19 protein-coding genes are annotated in these 18899 nt (G+C 42.8%); 2 read left to right on the top strand and 17 right to left on the bottom strand.

Annotated elements, in window-relative coordinates; all coding sequences use genetic code 11:
• Positions 1-127: 127 nt before the first annotated feature.
• Positions 128-835: a VrrA/YqfQ family protein gene (vrrA, locus tag NSU16_RS12455; RefSeq protein ID WP_168748257.1), complete on the top strand. Its 708-nt coding sequence runs from the start codon at positions 128-130 to the stop codon at positions 833-835.
• A gap of 123 nt (positions 836-958) precedes the next feature.
• Complete coding sequence (locus NSU16_RS12460) at positions 959-1903, top strand: 4-hydroxy-3-methylbut-2-enyl diphosphate reductase (RefSeq protein WP_010334969.1); 945 nt, start codon at positions 959-961, stop codon at positions 1901-1903.
• Between the two features lie 22 nt (positions 1904-1925).
• On the opposite strand, the gene NSU16_RS12465 is transcribed toward NSU16_RS12460, so the two are convergent.
• The 17 genes from NSU16_RS12465 to pgpH form a co-directional block, all read right to left on the bottom strand.
• Complete coding sequence (locus tag NSU16_RS12465; RefSeq protein ID WP_339191022.1) at positions 1926-3047, bottom strand: Nif3-like dinuclear metal center hexameric protein; 1122 nt, start codon at positions 3045-3047, stop codon at positions 1926-1928.
• On the bottom strand, positions 3040-3708 hold the full coding sequence (gene trmK / locus NSU16_RS12470; protein ID WP_026014744.1) for a tRNA (adenine(22)-N(1))-methyltransferase TrmK: 669 nt from the start codon (positions 3706-3708) through the stop codon (positions 3040-3042). The genes NSU16_RS12465 and trmK overlap by 8 nt, the downstream gene beginning before the upstream one ends.
• Before the next feature lie 241 nt (positions 3709-3949).
• Positions 3950-4312, bottom strand: a complete 363-nt coding sequence (cccA, locus tag NSU16_RS12475; RefSeq protein WP_010334972.1) for a cytochrome c550 — start codon at positions 4310-4312, stop codon at positions 3950-3952.
• Positions 4313-4639: 327 nt separating this feature from the next.
• On the bottom strand, positions 4640-5755 hold the full coding sequence (rpoD, locus tag NSU16_RS12480) for an RNA polymerase sigma factor RpoD (RefSeq protein ID WP_003226225.1): 1116 nt from the start codon (positions 5753-5755) through the stop codon (positions 4640-4642).
• Between the two features lie 195 nt (positions 5756-5950).
• A complete protein-coding gene (dnaG, locus tag NSU16_RS12485) occupies positions 5951-7762 on the bottom strand; it encodes a DNA primase (RefSeq protein WP_339191025.1) in 1812 nt (603 codons plus the stop codon).
• Between the two features lie 33 nt (positions 7763-7795).
• Positions 7796-8290 (bottom strand): YaiI/YqxD family protein, encoded by a 495-nt coding sequence (locus tag NSU16_RS12490; protein ID WP_029441368.1) that lies wholly within the window; start codon positions 8288-8290, stop codon positions 7796-7798.
• A gap of 253 nt (positions 8291-8543) precedes the next feature.
• Positions 8544-9356 carry a pyruvate, water dikinase regulatory protein gene (locus NSU16_RS12495; RefSeq protein WP_003237056.1) on the bottom strand — a complete coding sequence of 271 codons (813 nt, stop codon included), beginning with the start codon at positions 9354-9356 and terminating at the stop codon, positions 8544-8546.
• A gap of 25 nt (positions 9357-9381) precedes the next feature.
• The gene (ccpN, locus tag NSU16_RS12500; protein WP_024122084.1) at positions 9382-10020 is read right to left on the bottom strand and encodes a transcriptional regulator CcpN; all 639 of its coding nucleotides are present in this window, start codon (positions 10018-10020) and stop codon (positions 9382-9384) included.
• Between the two features lie 134 nt (positions 10021-10154).
• On the bottom strand, positions 10155-12194 hold the full coding sequence (gene glyS / locus NSU16_RS12505) for a glycine--tRNA ligase subunit beta (protein ID WP_339191027.1): 2040 nt from the start codon (positions 12192-12194) through the stop codon (positions 10155-10157).
• The gene (glyQ, locus tag NSU16_RS12510; protein ID WP_010334976.1) at positions 12187-13074 is read right to left on the bottom strand and encodes a glycine--tRNA ligase subunit alpha; all 888 of its coding nucleotides are present in this window, start codon (positions 13072-13074) and stop codon (positions 12187-12189) included. Before glyQ ends, glyS begins: the two co-directional genes overlap by 8 nt.
• Before the next feature lie 296 nt (positions 13075-13370).
• The gene (gene recO, locus NSU16_RS12515) at positions 13371-14138 is read right to left on the bottom strand and encodes a DNA repair protein RecO (RefSeq protein WP_339191030.1); all 768 of its coding nucleotides are present in this window, start codon (positions 14136-14138) and stop codon (positions 13371-13373) included.
• A 36-nt stretch (positions 14139-14174) separates the two neighbouring features.
• Positions 14175-14318: a YqzL family protein gene (locus tag NSU16_RS12520; protein WP_024122087.1), complete on the bottom strand. Its 144-nt coding sequence runs from the start codon at positions 14316-14318 to the stop codon at positions 14175-14177.
• Between the two features lie 143 nt (positions 14319-14461).
• Complete coding sequence (gene era, locus NSU16_RS12525; protein ID WP_010334979.1) at positions 14462-15367, bottom strand: GTPase Era; 906 nt, start codon at positions 15365-15367, stop codon at positions 14462-14464.
• The gene (locus NSU16_RS12530) at positions 15348-15758 is read right to left on the bottom strand and encodes a cytidine deaminase (protein WP_010334980.1); all 411 of its coding nucleotides are present in this window, start codon (positions 15756-15758) and stop codon (positions 15348-15350) included. Before NSU16_RS12530 ends, era begins: the two co-directional genes overlap by 20 nt.
• 120 nt (positions 15759-15878) lie before the next feature.
• A complete protein-coding gene (locus tag NSU16_RS12535) occupies positions 15879-16250 on the bottom strand; it encodes a diacylglycerol kinase family protein (protein ID WP_229146823.1) in 372 nt (123 codons plus the stop codon).
• Complete coding sequence (gene ybeY, locus NSU16_RS12540; protein WP_229146821.1) at positions 16231-16704, bottom strand: rRNA maturation RNase YbeY; 474 nt, start codon at positions 16702-16704, stop codon at positions 16231-16233. The genes NSU16_RS12535 and ybeY overlap by 20 nt, the downstream gene beginning before the upstream one ends.
• A complete protein-coding gene (gene pgpH, locus NSU16_RS12545) occupies positions 16705-18840 on the bottom strand; it encodes a cyclic-di-AMP phosphodiesterase PgpH (RefSeq protein ID WP_339191032.1) in 2136 nt (711 codons plus the stop codon). It abuts the gene before it with no gap.
• Between the last annotated feature and the right edge of the window lie 59 nt (positions 18841-18899).

The raw sequence follows: 18899 nt of genomic DNA on the forward strand, positions 1-18899 counted from the left end.
CACATTATACCCGATTTCCCTTAAAAACACCACGTTTGGAAGGCGTTTGTTTTATTCAGATAAGGAAAGCAAATACCGAAACCCATGCATATTGTAATAGCAGAGAGAGCTGAAAGGAGGTACAAGTATGTTTTCACAGCAGCAGCCAATGAGAAACTATCCGCAGCCCGGTCCGCCCCGCCCTATGCAAAACCAGCGCATGATGGGAAGAACAGCGCCTGAAATGCGAAGACCTTCATTTGGTCCGCCTCAGCAAAGTTTCCAGCAATCAGGGCAGCAATTTCTTCCACAGCCAAACGCCGGAGCAAGAAATGGGGCGGGCACAGGCTTAAAAGGGATGCTGTCCAAATTTTTACCCGGCACAGGAGGCACAGGGGCGCCCGGAGCAGCCGCAGGCGGAGGAGCAGGTCTGCAGGGCATTCAAAATCTCGCCAATCCGGCATCGTTATCCAGTATGCTCGGCAATGTGCAAAAAGTGCTCGGCATGGCGCAGCAAGTCACCCCTATGATTCAGCAGTACGGACCCTTAGTCCGCAACCTGCCGGCAATGATAAAGCTTTACAGTCAATTAAGCAAAAACGATGATACAGAGGGCACTGAAGAAGAAACGAAGACAGAATCAGAAGATAATACAGAAACAGAAAAGAAAGCTGCGTCAAACGAATCTGGTGAAAAAGAAAAATCAAAAGCAAGCAGACCATCATCTGCAAAAAAAACAGCAGCACCGGACTTAAAGGAACAAAAATCAAAAACATCTGTTTCACAGAAAAAGGAAACGCCCTCTCCTTCCTCGAAAAAAACATCCGGCAGTTCTAAGCCGAGATTATATATTTAACATTCTTTGATATCTGGAGTGAGATTGGCTATAATGGAGATCAGAAGATTGCAAGATTAGAGCCGTTTGATTACGGCTTTTTATATTGCCTTTACTCACTTCTGTATTGGAGGACAACCGAAAATGGACGTAATTAAAATTTCGCCGCGCGGTTATTGCTATGGTGTTGTTGACGCTATGGTAATCGCTAAAAACGCGGCACTGGATAAAAGCTTGCCAAGACCCATTTATATACTCGGGATGATTGTTCATAATAAACACGTCACTGATGCGTTTGAGGAAGATGGCATTTATACATTGGACGGCGCTAATCGACTGGACATCCTGAAGCAGGTTGAAAAAGGAACTGTCATTTTCACAGCGCACGGCGTTTCTCCCGAGGTTAGAAGAATCGCTGAAGAAAAAGGATTAGTCGCTATAGACGCTACATGTCCGGATGTTACGAAAACCCACAACTTAATCTTAGAAATGAAAGAAAAAGGATACCACGTGATCTATGTCGGCAAAAAAGGCCATCCGGAGCCGGAAGGAGCGGTTGGCGTAGCGCCTGATATCGTTCACTTGGTTGAAACACCGGAAGATGTCAAAAATCTCGATATCCAAGCTGAAAAATTGATCGTAACAAACCAAACGACAATGTCTCAATGGGATGTTCACGATATTATGGAGCTCGTGAAGGAAAAATATCCTCACGTTGAATATCACCAAGAGATTTGCCTGGCTACTCAGGTGCGGCAGGAGGCTGTATCGGAGCAGGCGAAAAAAGCGGACCTAACGATCGTTGTCGGCGACCCAAAAAGCAATAATTCAAACCGGCTCGCCCAAGTGTCTGAGGAAATAGCCGGGACAAAAGCGTACCGAATCGGCGATCTCAGCGAATTAAAACTGGAATGGCTTAAAGGCGTAAATACCGTCGCCGTTACTGCCGGAGCTTCAACACCGACGCCGATCACCAAAGAAGTGATTCGCTTTTTAGAACAGTTCGATCATGAAGACCCATCAACTTGGACAATCGAACACAATGTTCCGCTCAAAAAAATCCTTCCAAAAGTGAAAGCAAAAAACTGAGGCCCTCACAGCCTCAGTTTTTTTATAGAAAAGTAAATGGATTTGTATCCGTTTCGGAAATAAAGATATTGACCTCTGCTTTTTTATCCTTACACATTGACGTCAGTTTTTTTACGACGCCTTCTTTCATGATTTTTTCAGCGTAATGGCCTGGATCAATAACATTCAGACCAAGCATCATCGCATCATGGGCAACATGGAAATATAGATCGCCCGTGACGTAAACATCTGCGCCTTTCCGTTTTGCCTGATGGATATACTTGTTTCCGTCTCCTCCGAGAACAGCTACTTTCTTCACCATGCTGTCAGCCTGTCCCACCATTCTGACGCCGTTCACTTGAAGCTTGTCTTTTACAAACAAAGCAAATTCCTGAAGCGTCATTTCATTTTTAAGTGTTCCGACACGGCCTAGCCCTTTTTCGGCTGGTGACTGCTCGACAGGATAAATATCATAAGCGACTTCTTCATACGGATGGCTTTTTATCATTGCGTTTATAACGGCTTTTTCTATGCTTTGAGGAAACACAGTCTCCAGTCTGACTTCATGTACGAGCTCAAGCTCTCCAACCTCTCCGATAAAAGGCTGTGCGCCGTCCAATGGCTTAAAGCTGCCAATGCCCTCAGATGAAAACGCACAATGGCTGTACTCACCGATATGGCCTGCCCCCGCATTTCCCAGAGCGCCTCTGACCTGTTCTTCATATTCTTTCGGCACGTATACGACGAGTTTTTTGAGAGGGTCAGTATAAGTAGGCACCAATACTTCAGTTCCACTCAGCTCCAAGGCCTCAGCAAGCAAATCGTTTACACCGCCGTCCGCAACATCTAGGTTAGTATGAGCCGCATACACGGCGATGTCATGTTTCAAACACTTTTCAATCAGCCTTCCGCCGGGCTGATCAGTTGAAATATGCTTTAGCGGCCGGAATATAGGAGGATGGTGTGCAATGATTAAATCAACATCCTTTTCAATCGCTTCATCGACGACGCTTTCCAATACATCCAGCGTAACCATCACATTTTTAACTTGTTTATTTAAACTGCCGATTTGCAGACCGATTTTATCGCCCTCAACTGCATAGGCTTTTGGAGAAAATTGTTCAAACAGCTGAATGACTTGCTGTCCGTTTACGGTTTTAGCCATGATCGATAACCTCCTTTAATAGCTCCATTCGATCGGTTAGTTCGTTCAATTTCTTTTTGTTATCTTCAGATGTTGCAGCACGGCTGATCTGTTCATATATGTTTTGAGTATGCTGGAGCTCTTGTGTCCATTTTTTCAAAAATACAGCATTCTTTTCTTTTGCCAGAAATGGGCCTACGAGCATTCCTGCCGGCAAAGAAATTCCTGCATAAGCTGCATCTCTGTCTCCCGCTTCGGCGACAAGCACCTCATAGCACTTCCCGTCCTCCTCAAGAATCACTTCATCAATAAGTGCGTACCCTTCTTTATACAGCCATTCTCTAATATGAACGGCATGAATATTCGGCTGTAAAATAAGCCGTTCTTTACCTGTCAGTTTTTCTTTGCCTGCTTCTAAAATATGAGCGATCAGTGACCCGCCCATTCCGGCAATTGTTATGGCGTCAGCCTCACCTTTCTGAAGCACTTCAAGGCCGTCTCCTTGTCTTACCGTTATGTGTGCGCTTAAGCCCGATTTGTCGACCTGCCGTTTGGCAGACAAGAATGGACCGTCTGTTATTTCTCCAGCAATAGCTTTGCTCGCTTTATGATTCAGCACCGCATAACAAGGAAGGTAAGCATGGTCAGAACCAATATCCGCTACCACCGCTCCATCCGGTATGTACTCCGCTACTGTTTGTAATCGTTTTGATAATTTTAATTCGTTCACTTGTCATCACAACTTTTCTCAATCATTTTTTCCTTTTCTATCATATAAAAAATCAGCCCGGAATCCAAGCTGAGCGAATGATTTTCAGTTTATTTCTTTGCAGGAACAAAATCAGTATGGAATGGGACAAAAATAAAAGGCTGTCGAGAACATCTCGGCGGCCTGAGAACGTATAAGGAGAAAGATACATCCTTTATTTAATTTTAGACACCCATTCTGCCATGTCATCAAGCTTATCAGCCGGAACAAGACCGGAAGGCATTCCATTACCGCCCTTTTCAATCTTTGTTTTGATTTCAGCGACATCCTTCTTATCCCCTACACCTTTTAAACTCGGACCAGAAACTCCTTCATAATTTTCCCCGTGACAGGTAATACAATTTGCCTTGTAAATGTCTTCCGGTGAAGCGTTTGCATCATCTTTTTCAGCAGACTTGCTTTCTCCTCCGCTCGCAATCTCGCGAGAGTCATCAAGCCCCTTTACTGATAAAAAGAAAGTCAGACCAATACCTAAAACAGCGATCAGTAAAAATGGAATAAGCGGATTCCATTTCATTTCCCTTCCCCCTTTATGATCCTTCCCCCTATGTAAACACTTCTAATTCTAACTTATTTTTACAAAAAGTAAATGGATTGGCATACAAAAGTTTTTTATTCACACTTTATACAAAATTAAATCAAAACATGCCTATTTCTCTAACATTCCTTTTATTCTATTGTATAATGTATTGTATACGCTTACAATAGAAAATATGGATTGGTATATTGAAATTTTTCATCGCAATGTTCATTTGCAAATGACATCATTTTTCAGTAAAATAAAGACATATTATCCATATATCTTTTTAAAAAAGAAGAACGGATCTGCAAGACCCGTTCCATCTTATTCTAGAAAATCTTTCAAACGTTTACTTCTGCTAGGATGTCTTAGTTTCCGCAGCGCTTTCGCTTCGATTTGACGAATACGCTCTCTCGTAACTCCAAATACCTTGCCGACCTCTTCCAGTGTTCTTGTACGTCCGTCATCAAGACCGAATCGAAGCCGCAATACATTTTCTTCACGATCTGTTAACGTATCAAGCACGTCTTCAAGCTGCTCTTTCAATAGCTCGTATGCCGCATGATCTGAAGGTGAAGTAGCCTCTTGATCTTCGATGAAATCACCAAGATGGGAATCATCCTCTTCACCGATCGGTGTTTCAAGAGACACTGGCTCTTGTGCTATTTTTAAGATTTCACGTACTTTTTCAGGTGTTAGATCCATGTCTTCCGCAATTTCTTCAGGTGTTGGCTCTCTGCCTAAGTCTTGCAATAGCTGACGCTGTACGCGGATTAATTTATTAATGGTTTCAACCATATGAACGGGGATCCGGATCGTTCTCGCCTGATCGGCAATGGCGCGTGTAATCGCCTGTCTGATCCACCACGTAGCATACGTACTGAATTTATAACCCTTACGATAATCAAATTTCTCAACGGCTTTCATCAGACCCATGTTACCTTCTTGAATCAGATCAAGGAACAGCATTCCGCGTCCGACGTACCGTTTAGCGATGCTGACAACAAGCCGCAGGTTCGCTTCAGCCAATCTGCGTTTGGATTCTTCATCACCTTCTTCAATTTTTTGAGCATAGGCGATTTCTTCCTTTGCAGAAAGAAGGTTAACCCGGCCGATTTCCTTTAAATACATACGTACTGGGTCGTTGATTTTGACACCAGGCGGTACACTTAGGTCATTAAGGTCAAATTCTTCTTCGGCTTTGGCAAGCTGCTGAATATTAGGATCTTCTGTTTCTTCATTCTCACTAATTAATTCAACACCTTGTTCACCTAAAAATTCATAATACTCATCCATTTGGTCTGACTCAATCTCAAAGCTGGACATACGCTCAGCAATTTCTTCATATGTCAAAACGCCACGTTTTTTACCAGACTCAGTTAATTGTTCTTTCACTTGGTCGAATGTTAATTCTGTTTCGTGGGTTTGTTTATCAGCCATTATGGATCCCTCCTTCCAAAGCTTGCAACGAATTCTAAAAGCGGTATGATTCTTATTCGGTCCATTCAGGCGTTTTCTATGTGAACTGCCTTTAACAATGTGCGAATAATGAAATGACAATTCATGATGAGGTCAAGCGATCTATTTGCTCCTCCGCAAGGAATCATTGCCAATAAAAGCTCCTCATCAGTTCTGTTATTTTAAAGATCGGTTCAATGTAACGATTTCTTGAGCCAGAGATGCGGCTCTCAAAAAATCTTTTTGCCTTTCGGCTTCGGCTCGTTCCGCCTCTTTTTCTTTTATCATTGACCATTTTCTGTGATTCAACACTTTTTTCACATAATCTGATAACTCGGCCTCGCTGAGTTCTTGATTAATCTGAAGCATTAAAATATCAGACAATACCTGGCTTATATGATCATCCGTCACCCTGGCCATAAGATGCTGAGGCGTCAGCTCGGCACCCTCTTCATATAAAGCGTACAGATAGGCGGCCAAAGCGCGGTGTTCATCAATATTAAATTCAAACCCGACCCGGTCAATGACTTTTTTTATGACGCCCCTGTCACGAAGCATATGCGCCAGTAAAAGCCTTTCTGCATTTTCATACGCCGGGCGCAGCCGTTTTTGCCTTGCCTTAGTTGTCAAATGCGCTCTTCTTGTTTTCGTTTCACCGCTGCTGTCAGCAGGTTTGTTTTGCCTGCCGAATACAGTCAGCTGCTCAGTTAATGACTCCTGGGAAATCGAAAATTCGGAAGCAAGCTGTTTCACGTAGACTTCCTGTTCAAGTGATCCTGACATCGCGCTGATTTCTTTAAGCACTTCTTTAATGTAGGCTAATCGATCGCCTTCATCGGACAGGTTCTTTCCTTTCCGGAAATATTGCATTTTAAACGCCATTACCGTAACGCTTGCATCGACAATGTCGTTTTTGAATTTTTCTCCGCCGTACTGTTTAATGTAATCGTCCGGGTCCAATCCGTCAGGGATCATAGCGACTCTGACTTTACAATCTTTTTTCTGAAGAAGCTCTGCAGCTTTCAAGGTGGCTTCATATCCGGCTTTATCAGAGTCATAGCAAAGAATGATCTCCTCCACGTTTCTTCTCAGAATCTTTACATGATCATCTGTCAAAGACGTGCCCATCGTCGCTACACTCTCTTTTACGCCTGAGTTTACCGCTGATATGACATCGGCGAATCCCTCGAATAAGACAGCTCTTTCCTGCTTTCTGATATGAAGGCGGGCCTTGTGAAAATGATAAAGCAGCTTGCTTTTATGAAAAAGCGGCGTTTCCGGGCTGTTCATATATTTTGGCTGCTGGCTGCCAAGCGCTCGGCCTGAGAAAGCCACAACAGCTCCATGATGGTCATGGATCGGAAACATGATCCGGTTTCTGAAACGGTCAAAATATCCGCTTCCGTCTTCGCGTCTAATGAGCAGCCCCGCTTTTTCCATTTGAGTTTCGCTGAAGCCTCTCTTGGTGAGAAATTTCGTTATGAAGTCCCAAGAATCAAGTGCATAGCCAATCTGAAATTCATCAATCAGCTCTTTCGTAAACCCTCTTGCAAGCAAATAATCCAGCGCATCCTGGCCTTCTTTTGTATTTATTAACAAATGATGGTAAAATTTCTTCAGAAGCTCATGAGCCTCCGCCATTTTTTGTTCTCCGGAGGATTCTGGCCGGACTGCGGTGTGAACCGTTATATCATCTGGAAAATCAATGTGGTATTTGTCCGCAAGGTGGGAAACCGATTCAGCAAACGAATAGCCCTCCATCTGCCTCAAAAAGGAGAAGACATTGCCACCCGCTCCGCAGCCGAAGCAATGAAAAATCTGTTTGTCTGGCGATACGGAAAACGAAGGTGTGCTTTCTCCATGAAAAGGACAGAGTCCAAAGTAGTTTCGGCCTTGCTTCTTTAATTGAACATAATCACCTATGACTTCAACGATATCTGCCGACTTTTGCACCTTGTCTACAATTTCATCTGGTATCCGATTTCCCATCTTATAACACTCCGTCGTACATTATTCGATGTTTTAGTGCAAAATCCCTTCATCGTTCGACAGGATTTTTTGCAGCAGCATAACAAATCGTTCTCGATCTTCATGATTCAATTTTTTAGGCCCTTTGGCATATATGCCTTTTCTCCTTTGTTTGCCGGAAACATGACGGCCTTCAAGGGCAAAATCAATCGTATCTTCCTTGTAAAGACGTCCTCTCTCCGACATGACAGTGACGTTCCTGTTCAGAAGCAGGGACGCTAAACCAATATCCTGCGTCACCACGACATCTCCCGGTTTTACATGATTTGCGATATATAAATCAGCAGCTTCTTTATGAGGATCAACATACTTCCATTTTTCTTCCTGACTTCTGGAAAGCTGGTAATGTTCAAATGAAGCGACAAAAAGAACTTGAACTTCATAATCGGATGCTGTTTGTAAAATTTCGTCTTTTACAGGACAAGCATCAGCATCGACAAAAATCGTCTTTTCTTTTTCATTAAGAAGAGTAATTCTCCATCCCTCCATTAAACTCCTGCATAAAAGCAAGCAAAATCGCACACCCTGCAAAAATGCGGGTGTATTTGAATTTGTCGAAAAATTTCCGGGAGAAATTCTTGACATCTTACCCATAATAGTTTATTCGTATCACACGAACCTTAAACCTAAAATTAATCATTTTATCACAATTTTTTATTATAATACAAACTTCACAAAGATGCTATTGTTTTTCATTATTCCCTTTTGGCAAAGTCAAAAACCCAGGATAGAGCGTCCTGAGTTACATGTTTTTCGTTTTGAGATGATGGATAATATTTGCTGTTTCTTCTACTGCTTTATTTGAAACATCTACAACCTGGCAGCCGATTCGATCCACGATCTTTTCGAAATATTCCAATTCCTCTTTTATTCTGTTGATATTTGCATAAATGGCCTTGTCATTGAGGCCAAGTGATTTTAACCGTTCTTTTCTGATATGATTCAGTTTATCCGGACTGATCTTCAGGCCGATGCATTTTTTCGGGTCAACATTAAAAAGCTCTTCCGGCGGGTCAACCTCCGGAACAATCGGGACATTGGCAACCTTCAGCCGCTTGTGGGCAAGATATTGCGATAACGGTGTTTTAGAGGTTCTCGATACACCGATCAAAACGATATCAGCTTTTAAAATGCCTCGTGGGTCACGCCCATCATCGTATTTAACAGCAAACTCAATCGCTTCGACCTTTTTGAAATAATCTTCATCAAGCTGGCGGACCCGTCCCGGTTCATACTTCGCCGTTAAACCGTAGGCTGTTTCCATTTTATCAATTAACGGGCCGATAATATCATAATATAAGACATTTGCTTTTTCCGCTTCGGCAATCAAATATTCTCTTATTTCCGGCACCACAAGTGTAAAACAGATAATGCCTCCATCTGCTTTTGCAAGCGAAATCACTTCATTGATAGTGCCAATGTCTTCAACATAAGGAATTCTTCTTACATGTGTATCGTCTGCTGATCCGTTAAATTGGCTTAATGCAGCTTTGACTACCAATTCAGCCGTTTCACCGACGGAATCCGATACGACATAGATGATGCGGTTATTCATATTATCCCCCCGTTAGTCTGCGCTCTTATAGGATTTCATTTTCTGATAAACTGACAAGTATTTTGGTCATATTCGTTTTCGTCACTCTGCCGATCACTTCATATCCTTTATCGGTATCTTTGATGACAGGCAGCGCATCGATTTGTTTTTCAATTAAGTGCTTTGCAATGTCCATCACATAATCCTCGCGTCTGCACACTGTAATATTCGGCATTCTAGTCATAATAATGTGCACAGGGACAGAAGTAAGCTCCTGCTGGCCGATGCTGGCTCGTAGTAAATCCTTTCGTGAAAGCACTCCGACTAAAACAGCATCACGGTCCACTACAAACAGAGTACCTACATCTTCTAAAAACATGGTGCAAATCGCATCATATACAGAAACGTTTTCGTGAATAACGACGGGGATAGATTGAAAGTCTTTCACCTGAAGCTTTTTCAGTTTATCTGCCAGCAGCTGCGTACCGGTTTTTCCAGTATAGAAATAACCGACTCTCGGGCGCGCCTCAAGGAAACCTGACATGGTGAGTATGGCTAAATCAGGACGCAGTGTTGCTCTCGTTAAATTCAGCTGTTCGGCAATATGCTCCCCTGTAATCGGTCCGTTTTCTTTTACAATCTGCAAAATATGTTCTTGCCGTTTATTTAGTTCGATCGTACTCACCACCTTTTCACTTCATATCTATGTAAAGAGAATAATAAACCATATTATAACGTAAATGCTCTGTAATCAAACAAAAAAACGTTCAAATGGGGAAAAGACGATTACCGATCACACAGCAACCGCCTTTTCTCTCTTTATTTTACAATAAGGGCATTCATATTAGCAAAGGACTTGATCTGATCCGCCAAGTTTACCATTTGCGCTAATCGGTTTGCCTTTAATGCCTCGTTATCAGCAATAACCATCGTATGGTCGAAATAAGCATCGATCGGTTCCTTCAAGGCTGCTAGTGAAGAAAGGGCCGCCTCATAATCTTTTTTGCTGAAGCTTTCCTGCAGATTTTGTTTAGCAGTTTGATAAGCTTCGTACAGCTTCGCTTCGTATTCATTTTCGAACAATTCAGGCTGAATATCCCCGCGAACTCCTTTTTTGCTGATAGAGATCACTCGGCCTAAAGCTTCAGCTGTTTCTTTAAAGCCCGAGGCACCCAGTTTTTGTTCCAGCACTTGCGCTTTGTGAAGTGCTGAATACGGCTCAAGCTCAGAGCTTTCCAGCACGGCATCTATTACATCATGTCTGATCTGCTCCGCATTTAAGACGTATTTTAGACGCTGAGTGAAGAAATCTAACAGTTCGGTTTCTTTTTCCGATTGTACGAAAGTCAGCAGCTCTTCAAACGAAATGCCCCAGTTCCGGTCAAGCAGAATCGCAACAATACCGCTCGCTTGGCGGCGCAAGCCGTAAGGATCCTGTGAACCAGTCGGAATGACGCCAATAGAGAAGAAGGATGCGATTGTATCCAGCTTATCCGCCATTGCCACGACTGCCCCAGTGAAAGTGGAAGGTGTTTCTCCGCCTGCGGATCTAGGCATATAGTGTTCGTTGACAGCCGCAGCTACAGCATCATGTTCGCCAAGCATTCTCGCATACTTTTCACCCATAATTCCTTGAAGCTCAGGGAATTCATATATCATATGTGTCACAAGGTCGAACTTAGAAATTTCAGCAGCACGTTTCACGTGTTTTAATGTATCTTCATCAGCTTGAAGACGGACAGCAAGCTTCTCTGCGATCGCTGTTACTCTTCTTACCTTATCAGCGAGAGAGCCAAGCTCTTCATGGAACACAATGTTTTCAAGCTTTTTCACATTTTCATCAATGTTCAGCTTCTGATCTTCCTTGTAGAAGAAGGAAGCATCGGATAAACGAGCACGCAGCACTTTCTCATTGCCTCGCGCGACATTTTCGATCGCGTGGCTGTTTCCGTTTCGGACTGTGATAAAGTAAGGAAGCAAATCTCCGTTCTTGTCTTTAACAGGGAAATAGCGCTGATGCTCTTTCATTGTCGTTACAAGCACTTCCTCAGGAATGGACAGAAACTCAGATTCAAATGAGCCGTAAAGAGCCGTCGGATACTCTACTAAATGATTGACTTCATCAAGGAGGTCCTCGTCAACCGGAATACTCCATTTGTTTTCTTCGGCCATTGCTTCCAGCTGCGATTGAATCATCTGTTTGCGAACATTTGGATCAGCAATCACATGCTGCTCTTTCAGCTGTTCTTCATAACTTGAAGGCGATTCAATAGACACTTCATGCCCCAGGAAACGGTGCCCCTGTGTCGTCCGGCCTGACTCCACATTTGTGATTGCAAACGGAATGACATCCTGGCCAAATAAAGCGACAATCCATTTAATCGGACGGATATAACGCAGATCTTCATTTCCCCATCTCATGTTTTTCGGGAAATGAAGGCTTGTAATTAAGCTGTTCAGTTCAGGCAGAAGTGTTTTGGTTTCTTGGCCTGCTTGGAATTTTTGCACAAAAACATATTCTGTGCCTTTTATTTCTTTCATGTACAAGTCTTCCACGCTGGCACCTTGCCCTTTTGAAAACCCAATCGCCGCTTTTGTCCAGTTGCCGTCAGCATCAAGAGCGATTTTTTTTGCAGGCCCTTTTGCTTCTTCTTTTATATCATCCTGCTTTTCTGCTACACCCTTTACGAAAACAGCAAGGCGTCTCGGTGTATTAAAAAGCTTCACTTCACCGTGTGCGATATTTTTTTCTGCAAGCCAGCCTGTCAGCTTTTCGCCAAGCTGAACCATGCTTTCATTCAAAAAGCGCGCCGGCATTTCCTCTAATCCGATCTCTAAAAGTAAATCCTGTTTACTCATGAGAAGAACCCTCCCCTTTAAGCATTGGGAACCCTAGTTTTTCTCGTTCCTCATAATAGGTTTTTGCGACTTTTCTTGCTAAATTCCGCACTCTTCCGATATAGCCTGTCCGCTCTGTAACAGAGATTGCCCCTTTGGCATCAAGAAGGTTGAATGTGTGCGAGCATTTAAGCACGTAGTCATATGCAGGATGCACAAGACCGTTATCCATTTGCTTAATCGCTTCTTTTTCATACGTGCTGAATAATTGGAACAGCATATCAACATCAGATGTTTCAAATGTATAAACGGAATGCTCGTACTCAGCCATCATGAATAAATCTTTCACGGTAAACCCTGACGTCCACTCAAGATCAAATACATTTTCTTTATCTTGAATATAAGAGGCCAGACGCTCAATTCCGTATGTAATCTCAACGGAAACAGGCTTACACTCGAGTCCTCCAACCTGCTGGAAATACGTGAATTGTGTAATTTCCATTCCGTCAAGCCATACTTCCCAGCCAAGACCCGCACAGCCTAAAGACGGATTTTCCCAGTTGTCTTCAACGAAACGGATGTCATGCTCAAGCGGATCAATTCCGAGAGCGCGCAAAGAGTCTAAATACAGCTCTTGAATGTTATCAGGTGACGGTTTAATGATGACCTGGAATTGATGATGCTGATAAAGTCTGTTCGGGTTTTCTCCATATCGGCCGTCAGCTGGGCGTCTTGACGGCTCAACGTAAGCCACTTTCCACGGCTCAGGACCGATACTGCGCAAAAATGTATACGGGCTCATCGTGCCGGCCCCTTTTTCTACATCGTATGCCTGCATGAGCACACAGCCTTCATTGGACCAATGCTTCTGCAGGGTTAGAATCATGTCTTGAATATTCATTTCAAGCACCTCCACTTTTCTTTCATAAAATTGCTGCGGCAGCAACCAAAAAACTCCCGTCTCTATGCTTGCCAGCCGCAAACATAGGGACGAGAGTTCTCCCGCGGTTCCACCCTAGTTGCTGAGAACAAAATCCCAGCCTCTTTTTTAAAATTGCTCAAGAATGCCTTTCGTTGCGTGCTCATCCTTAGCTTACACCGTCCTAAGGTCGCTTTTATGAGGTATACGCAAGTACTTCTTTCTCTCACTGCAACATATTTTATAATAAATGATCATATAAAAAGATGGGCCAGATGTCAACTTTTGTTTTCACCCATAAGATGTTTCATGCTCTCCATTTGATCTAAAAAGCGCTTCGATTTCAGATAAACTCCTGAATATTCTTCGTAGTACAAGTCAATAACTTGCTTTACTTCATCTTTCGTTTCCTGCTTTAAGGACACATTGCCAATCCTTGAAAGATCAAAGTAATAAAACAATCTCAATAGCCTTGCCGTTTGCGGTTTAATCGGCACCTTGTAAGGGTCTTTGTCAAAGCAGCGGTGGCAAATAAAACCGTTATCGCGAACAGAAAAATGGAATGCCCCATCCTGGCTTTTACAATGCACACAGTGATTAAGCTCAGGATACAGTCCCATCACAGCAAGCATCTTCATTTGAACAATGAAGGTGATAACATCCGGGTCAGTTCCTTCATCAAGCTGTTTAAAGGATTCTAAAATAAATTCAAACAAATAGGGATTTGGTTTTTTTTCTTCTGTGCCTTTGTCAACAAGCTCGGCAATAAAAGCTGCATATGCAGTTAAAAACAAATCCTCTCTGATGCCTCTCATGCTGAGAATCATTTCACCCTGCTGAAGGGTTCCGAGGCCTGTTGTTTTCTGCAATAAGAATGAACCATACAAAAAGGGCTGGCTGACTGCTGATAAACGGCTGTTCGGTTTTTTGGCTCCTCTGGCCATAACACCTATTTTTCCGTGCTCTCTTGTCAGTAAAGTAACTATTTTATTCGTCTCTCCGTAATCATTGGTACGAAGAACGATTCCTTCACATTTTGTCAGCATTTCCGCACCTTCCTAAAACAGGAGCGGTCAAGAGGTCTATAAAATTGGAAAATCAAATCGGGCTAGCTCATCTTCTAGTTCTTCGGGTCTTTCCATGTTCTCTTTTTCCAGTTCTTTAAAAAGAAGATACGTATCAACATTTCCTGTTTGAGAAAATACGTTCCAGGTAAAATTCAACACAAGAAACCCACCTTTCTGTAGTTAAACTAGCTTACCTAAACTCCAAATTCTTACCTTTATCTTGACCAGATTTCCTCCATTTCATGTTAAACAAAATTTGCTAAGTTATCCCTGTTCATGTGAGATAATGACACAGCAAGAGATTAATATTCATCCTCTTTAAAGCCGAAGTCGCGAAGCTGGGACATTTTGTTACGCCAGTCTTTCTGCACTTTTACCCATAATTCAAGATAGACGCGAGAACCTAAGAGGGCCTCAATATCCGCTCTCGCTCTTTTTCCGACTTCTTTCAGCAGGCTGCCTTTTTTACCGATGACAATGCCTTTTTGAGAATCCCGTTCGACTACAATTGTTGCCGCCACGTGCACGGATCCGTTGTCCTGTCCTTTAATCGATTCGATGCTTACCGCAATGCTGTGCGGGATTTCTTCCCTAGTCAGATGCAGCACCTTTTCCCTGATCAACTCAGAAATAATAAAGCGCTCCGGATGATCGGTCACCTGATCACTTGGATAAAACTGAGGTCCTTCAGGCAAATAGGCTTCAATCTGCGCCAGCAAAGTTTCAATATTATTTCCCTCTAATGCAGAGATCGGAACAATTTCCTTAAAAGGATATCGCCCGCGGTATTCGTCAATTAGCAGAAGCAATTGATCAGGATGGATTTTGTCAATTTTGTTTACGATTAAGAAAACAGGTGTCGAGGTATTCTGCAATTTCTCAATAATGAACTCGTCGCCCTTGCCGTAACCTTCCTCAGCATTGATCATAAATAAGATCAAATCGACTTCTTTCAATGTATTTTGCGCCACTTTCATCATAAAGTCCCCAAGCTTATGCTTAGGCTTATGAATTCCTGGTGTGTCAATAAAAATTGTTTGTGATGTGCCTGTCGTTAAAACCCCTTGCACCTTATTTCTCGTTGTTTGGGGTTTATCACTCATGATGGCGATTTTTTGGCCGATCACTCTGTTCAAAAAAGTAGACTTACCTACATTTGGTCTTCCGATAATGGATACAAATCCTGATTTAAAGCTTTCGTTCGTCATGTAAATCCTCCGATGAAAATGCGCCTGGCAATAATTCTTCTGCAGTCATTTCTTTTATTTGTCCTTGTAAATTGGTCAGCACGACAACAACGTCCTTTGTGCAGAGCTCAGAAATCACCTGTCTGCAGGCTCCGCACGGTGATACTGGTCCCGGGGTGTCAGCAGCTACTGCCAGCATCTGAAACTCAGTATCGCCTTCAGAAACAGCTTTAAACAAAGCGGTACGCTCAGCGCAGTTGCACATGCTGTATGCCGCATTCTCTATATTGCAGCCTCTGTACACTTTTCCATCTTTGGTAAGAAGAGCGGCTCCTACTTTAAACTTGGAATACGGTGCATATGCCATGTCACGCGCTTTTAAAGCTTCTGTTATCAATTCCTGTCTGTTCATGTGTACATGTTCCTCTCTTACCTATAATGGTACCGCTATCACTTTATATTTTACATAATAGCGCTCCTTTTTTCACGCCCATTTCTAAAAATGTAAAATAAATGTAAGAATTTTCAGCCATTACAGCTTTGGCAAAAAAATAAGTAAACCAATAATACACGAAATCACGGCAAAAACGCAAACAGCCCCGGCAGCAGCGTCCTTAGCCGCCTTCGCAAGCGGGTGATGTTTATCTGTTACTAAATCAACCGTGTGTTCAATAGCTGTATTTAAAAGCTCTAGCGAAAGCATTCCGCCGATCAAAAGAAAAATAATAGCCCACTCTGTCAAGCTGAGATTAACGAGAAAACCGCAAATGATAACGGCGCAGGCAGCCGCGGCATGAAATTGAAAATTCCGCTCCGTCCGCGCCGTTTTCCATATGCCCCGTCCTGCGTGCACGAAGCTCATTAGGAATCGCTTCAGCTCATTTCTATGATCTCTTGAGTCCATAGGCGTCCAGCAAATCCTTTTGCTTAGTAAACATCTCCTCTTCTTCCTCTTTCGTCATATGGTCATATCCTAAAAGATGCAGGAATCCATGTACCGCTAGAAAGCCAAGCTCTCTCTTGAAAGAATGGTTATATTCTTCGGCCTGCTCTCTTGTACGATCTGCACTGATGATAATGTCACCTAAAACCGGCGGCATTTCAGCACCGACAATTTCAACTTCATCTTCTCCCTCTTCTTCAAGAGCAAATGAAATGACGTCTGTCGGCGTATCCTTTCCCCGATACTCTTTATTGATCTGCTGAATGTCTTCATTGGTAACGATCGTGACAGAAACCTCAGCCTGATCCTGAACTCCTTCGCGCTCAGCAGCAAATTGAAGCAGATTTTCTACTTCTTTAAGCATCTCTTCAGAGACACTTCCGGTTTCATCTATGATATCAATCAGTAAACTCATCTATTTCACCTTCTTAGTAGCCTCCGGATATTCAATCCGGGAGTGGAAAATTCCTTTTAATGTTGCACAAAGCGTTTTTGCAATTGTATCAAGCTCTTTAAATGTCAAATCGCATTCACTAAACTGTCCGTCCTGAAGCTTATCGGATATAATGCCCCGGACAAGCTTTTCAATTCGTTCAGGATTTGGATTATGCATCGATCTGACAGCCGCTTCGACACTGTCTGCCACTGAGATTATCGCGGCTTCTTTTGACTGCGGCTTCGGCCCCGGGTAACGGAATTCTTCCTCTGTAATCTGATCGCCTTTTTCCTTCGCTTTATAATAAAAGAATTTCAAAAGAGAAGTCCCGTGGTGCTGCTCAGCAATATCCACAAGCTCCTTTGGAAATTTATAACTCCTCAGCATATTCGCCCCGTCAGTGGTATGCGAAATAATGATATTTTTACTGAGCTGCGGAGAAAGCTTATCATGCGGATTGTCAATATTCATTTGATTTTCAATAAAATACTGCGGCCGCTTTGTTTTTCCAAGGTCGTGGTAATACGCACCGACTCTTGCAAGCAAACCATTTGCCCCTACCGCCTCGCAGGCGGCCTCTGACAAATTAGCGACCATGACGCTGTGGTGATATGTACCTGGTGTTTCTGTCAGTATTTTTCGAAGCAGCGGATGGTTAGGGTTGGACAGCTCAATCAGCCTCATTGTGGACAAAATGCCGAAACCTGTCTCAAAAAACGGCATAAGCCCGATAATTAATACAGAGGAAGCAAAGCCCGACACAACTCCCATCAGCATGAGCGTCCCGATTTCCAGACCTGACAGCGCGGTGTTTTGAATCAATAATAGAGATAGAACCACAATCATATTGATAAACGCCACAAAAAGTCCGGTCTGCAATATTTTTGATCTGCCATTGTGTTTTCCTAAAAACAATACACCAGAAATACCGCTGATCAAATAATAAATACCAATGACATAATTAAATGTTCCTGTCACACCTTGATTAAACATCATACTTCCGCAAATCGCAAGAATGATACTTCCTAAAATGGCGATTCGCTCATTCATCAGCAGCTTAATTAAGATCGCGCCGGCCGCAATGGGGACAAGATAGCCAATATTGTTATATTCCATCTTTTGAAATAAACTGACAACCTCCATAATAACAAGTAAAAGCGTTGTAATAATGGAGAATAATAAGATCGACTTTTGTTTGAATTTCAGATTTTGATTCTGTTTTTCGAAATAGTAAACAAGTGTAGCTATGAAAAGCCCAATCATAATCAATAGACCGCTGATCGGCTTGAACAAATTGGAGTTATTTAATAATCCGGTCAGCTCAAGTTTTCTATATACTTCCCGATCAATGAGGTCATTTTCTTCCACGAGCACTTGCCCCTGTTTGATCTGAACCTGCTGAACATTGTCTGACGCTTCCTGGCGCTTTGCCTCTGTTGCTTTCGGATCGAAGACGTAATTCGGAATGATGGCGTAACGCCCGATTTCCGTGGCGGCTCCCAAATATTTGGACGGAATAGAATTACTCTTCAGTTCTTTTTCCAATTTATCTTTTGCTTCAGATAATTTATCCGACGGGATTTCACTGCTCATCACTGAGTTTACTGCTGTTATGACAGTATCTCTGACAAATGAAAAATCTTCATGGTCCGCCTTCAGCAAAGTCTTGATGGCTTCCTCTGATATAGAATCATTCACATCTGACGTCAGCTTATTCTTCACCGACTTAATCATTGATTTTTCTGATGTTGAACTGCTGTCTTCTTCTGCTGAGTTTTTCACTTCACTAATACTGTCAAATATCGATGACACAAGATCAATTCGATTGTCTGTATAATCCTTCTTTAAGGTATATTGATCTTCGACCGCATCCTCAGCAGCTTGCTTTTTTTCCTCTGTCGCTTTTTGATCTTCCACGGTTGCCGGAGCATAAATGGTCTTGTCGCTGACTGAAAACAGGTCTAAATCAAGCGATTCCGGCTTCACATGTACAAAAAGCAATGCGAACATAATCGCAGCCAGCAGAAGATACAGCAGTACATGCATGGAGCGTGCATTTTTAAAGCCGCGCCACTTTGTTGAGCCGCTTTTGGTCTTCCCCTTCTTTTTCAACACAAGAACCTCCTCTAGAAAATCAAGCTGATAAGCAAAAATGACCCGATAACGCGCGATCG

Source organism: Bacillus sp. FSL K6-1003 (genome assembly GCF_037964945.1).
GTDB lineage: Bacteria > Bacillota > Bacilli > Bacillales > Bacillaceae > Bacillus > Bacillus mojavensis.

Coding starts and splice junctions, on each gene's coding strand:
- vrrA (WP_168748257.1), top strand. CDS start 128: ATGTTTTCACAGCAGCAGCCAATGAGAAACTATCCGCAGCCCGGTCCG.
- NSU16_RS12460 (WP_010334969.1), top strand. CDS start 959: ATGGACGTAATTAAAATTTCGCCGCGCGGTTATTGCTATGGTGTTGTT.
- NSU16_RS12465 (WP_339191022.1), bottom strand. CDS start 3,047: ATGGCTAAAACCGTAAACGGACAGCAAGTCATTCAGCTGTTTGAACAA.
- cccA (WP_010334972.1), bottom strand. CDS start 4,312: ATGAAATGGAATCCGCTTATTCCATTTTTACTGATCGCTGTTTTAGGT.
- rpoD (WP_003226225.1), bottom strand. CDS start 5,755: ATGGCTGATAAACAAACCCACGAAACAGAATTAACATTCGACCAAGTG.
- dnaG (WP_339191025.1), bottom strand. CDS start 7,762: ATGGGAAATCGGATACCAGATGAAATTGTAGACAAGGTGCAAAAGTCG.
- NSU16_RS12490 (WP_029441368.1), bottom strand. CDS start 8,290: ATGGAGGGATGGAGAATTACTCTTCTTAATGAAAAAGAAAAGACGATT.
- NSU16_RS12495 (WP_003237056.1), bottom strand. CDS start 9,356: ATGAATAACCGCATCATCTATGTCGTATCGGATTCCGTCGGTGAAACG.
- glyS (WP_339191027.1), bottom strand. CDS start 12,194: ATGAGTAAACAGGATTTACTTTTAGAGATCGGATTAGAGGAAATGCCG.
- glyQ (WP_010334976.1), bottom strand. CDS start 13,074: ATGAATATTCAAGACATGATTCTAACCCTGCAGAAGCATTGGTCCAAT.
- recO (WP_339191030.1), bottom strand. CDS start 14,138: ATGCTGACAAAATGTGAAGGAATCGTTCTTCGTACCAATGATTACGGA.
- era (WP_010334979.1), bottom strand. CDS start 15,367: ATGACGAACGAAAGCTTTAAATCAGGATTTGTATCCATTATCGGAAGA.
- NSU16_RS12530 (WP_010334980.1), bottom strand. CDS start 15,758: ATGAACAGACAGGAATTGATAACAGAAGCTTTAAAAGCGCGTGACATG.
- NSU16_RS12535 (WP_229146823.1), bottom strand. CDS start 16,250: ATGGACTCAAGAGATCATAGAAATGAGCTGAAGCGATTCCTAATGAGC.
- ybeY (WP_229146821.1), bottom strand. CDS start 16,704: ATGAGTTTACTGATTGATATCATAGATGAAACCGGAAGTGTCTCTGAA.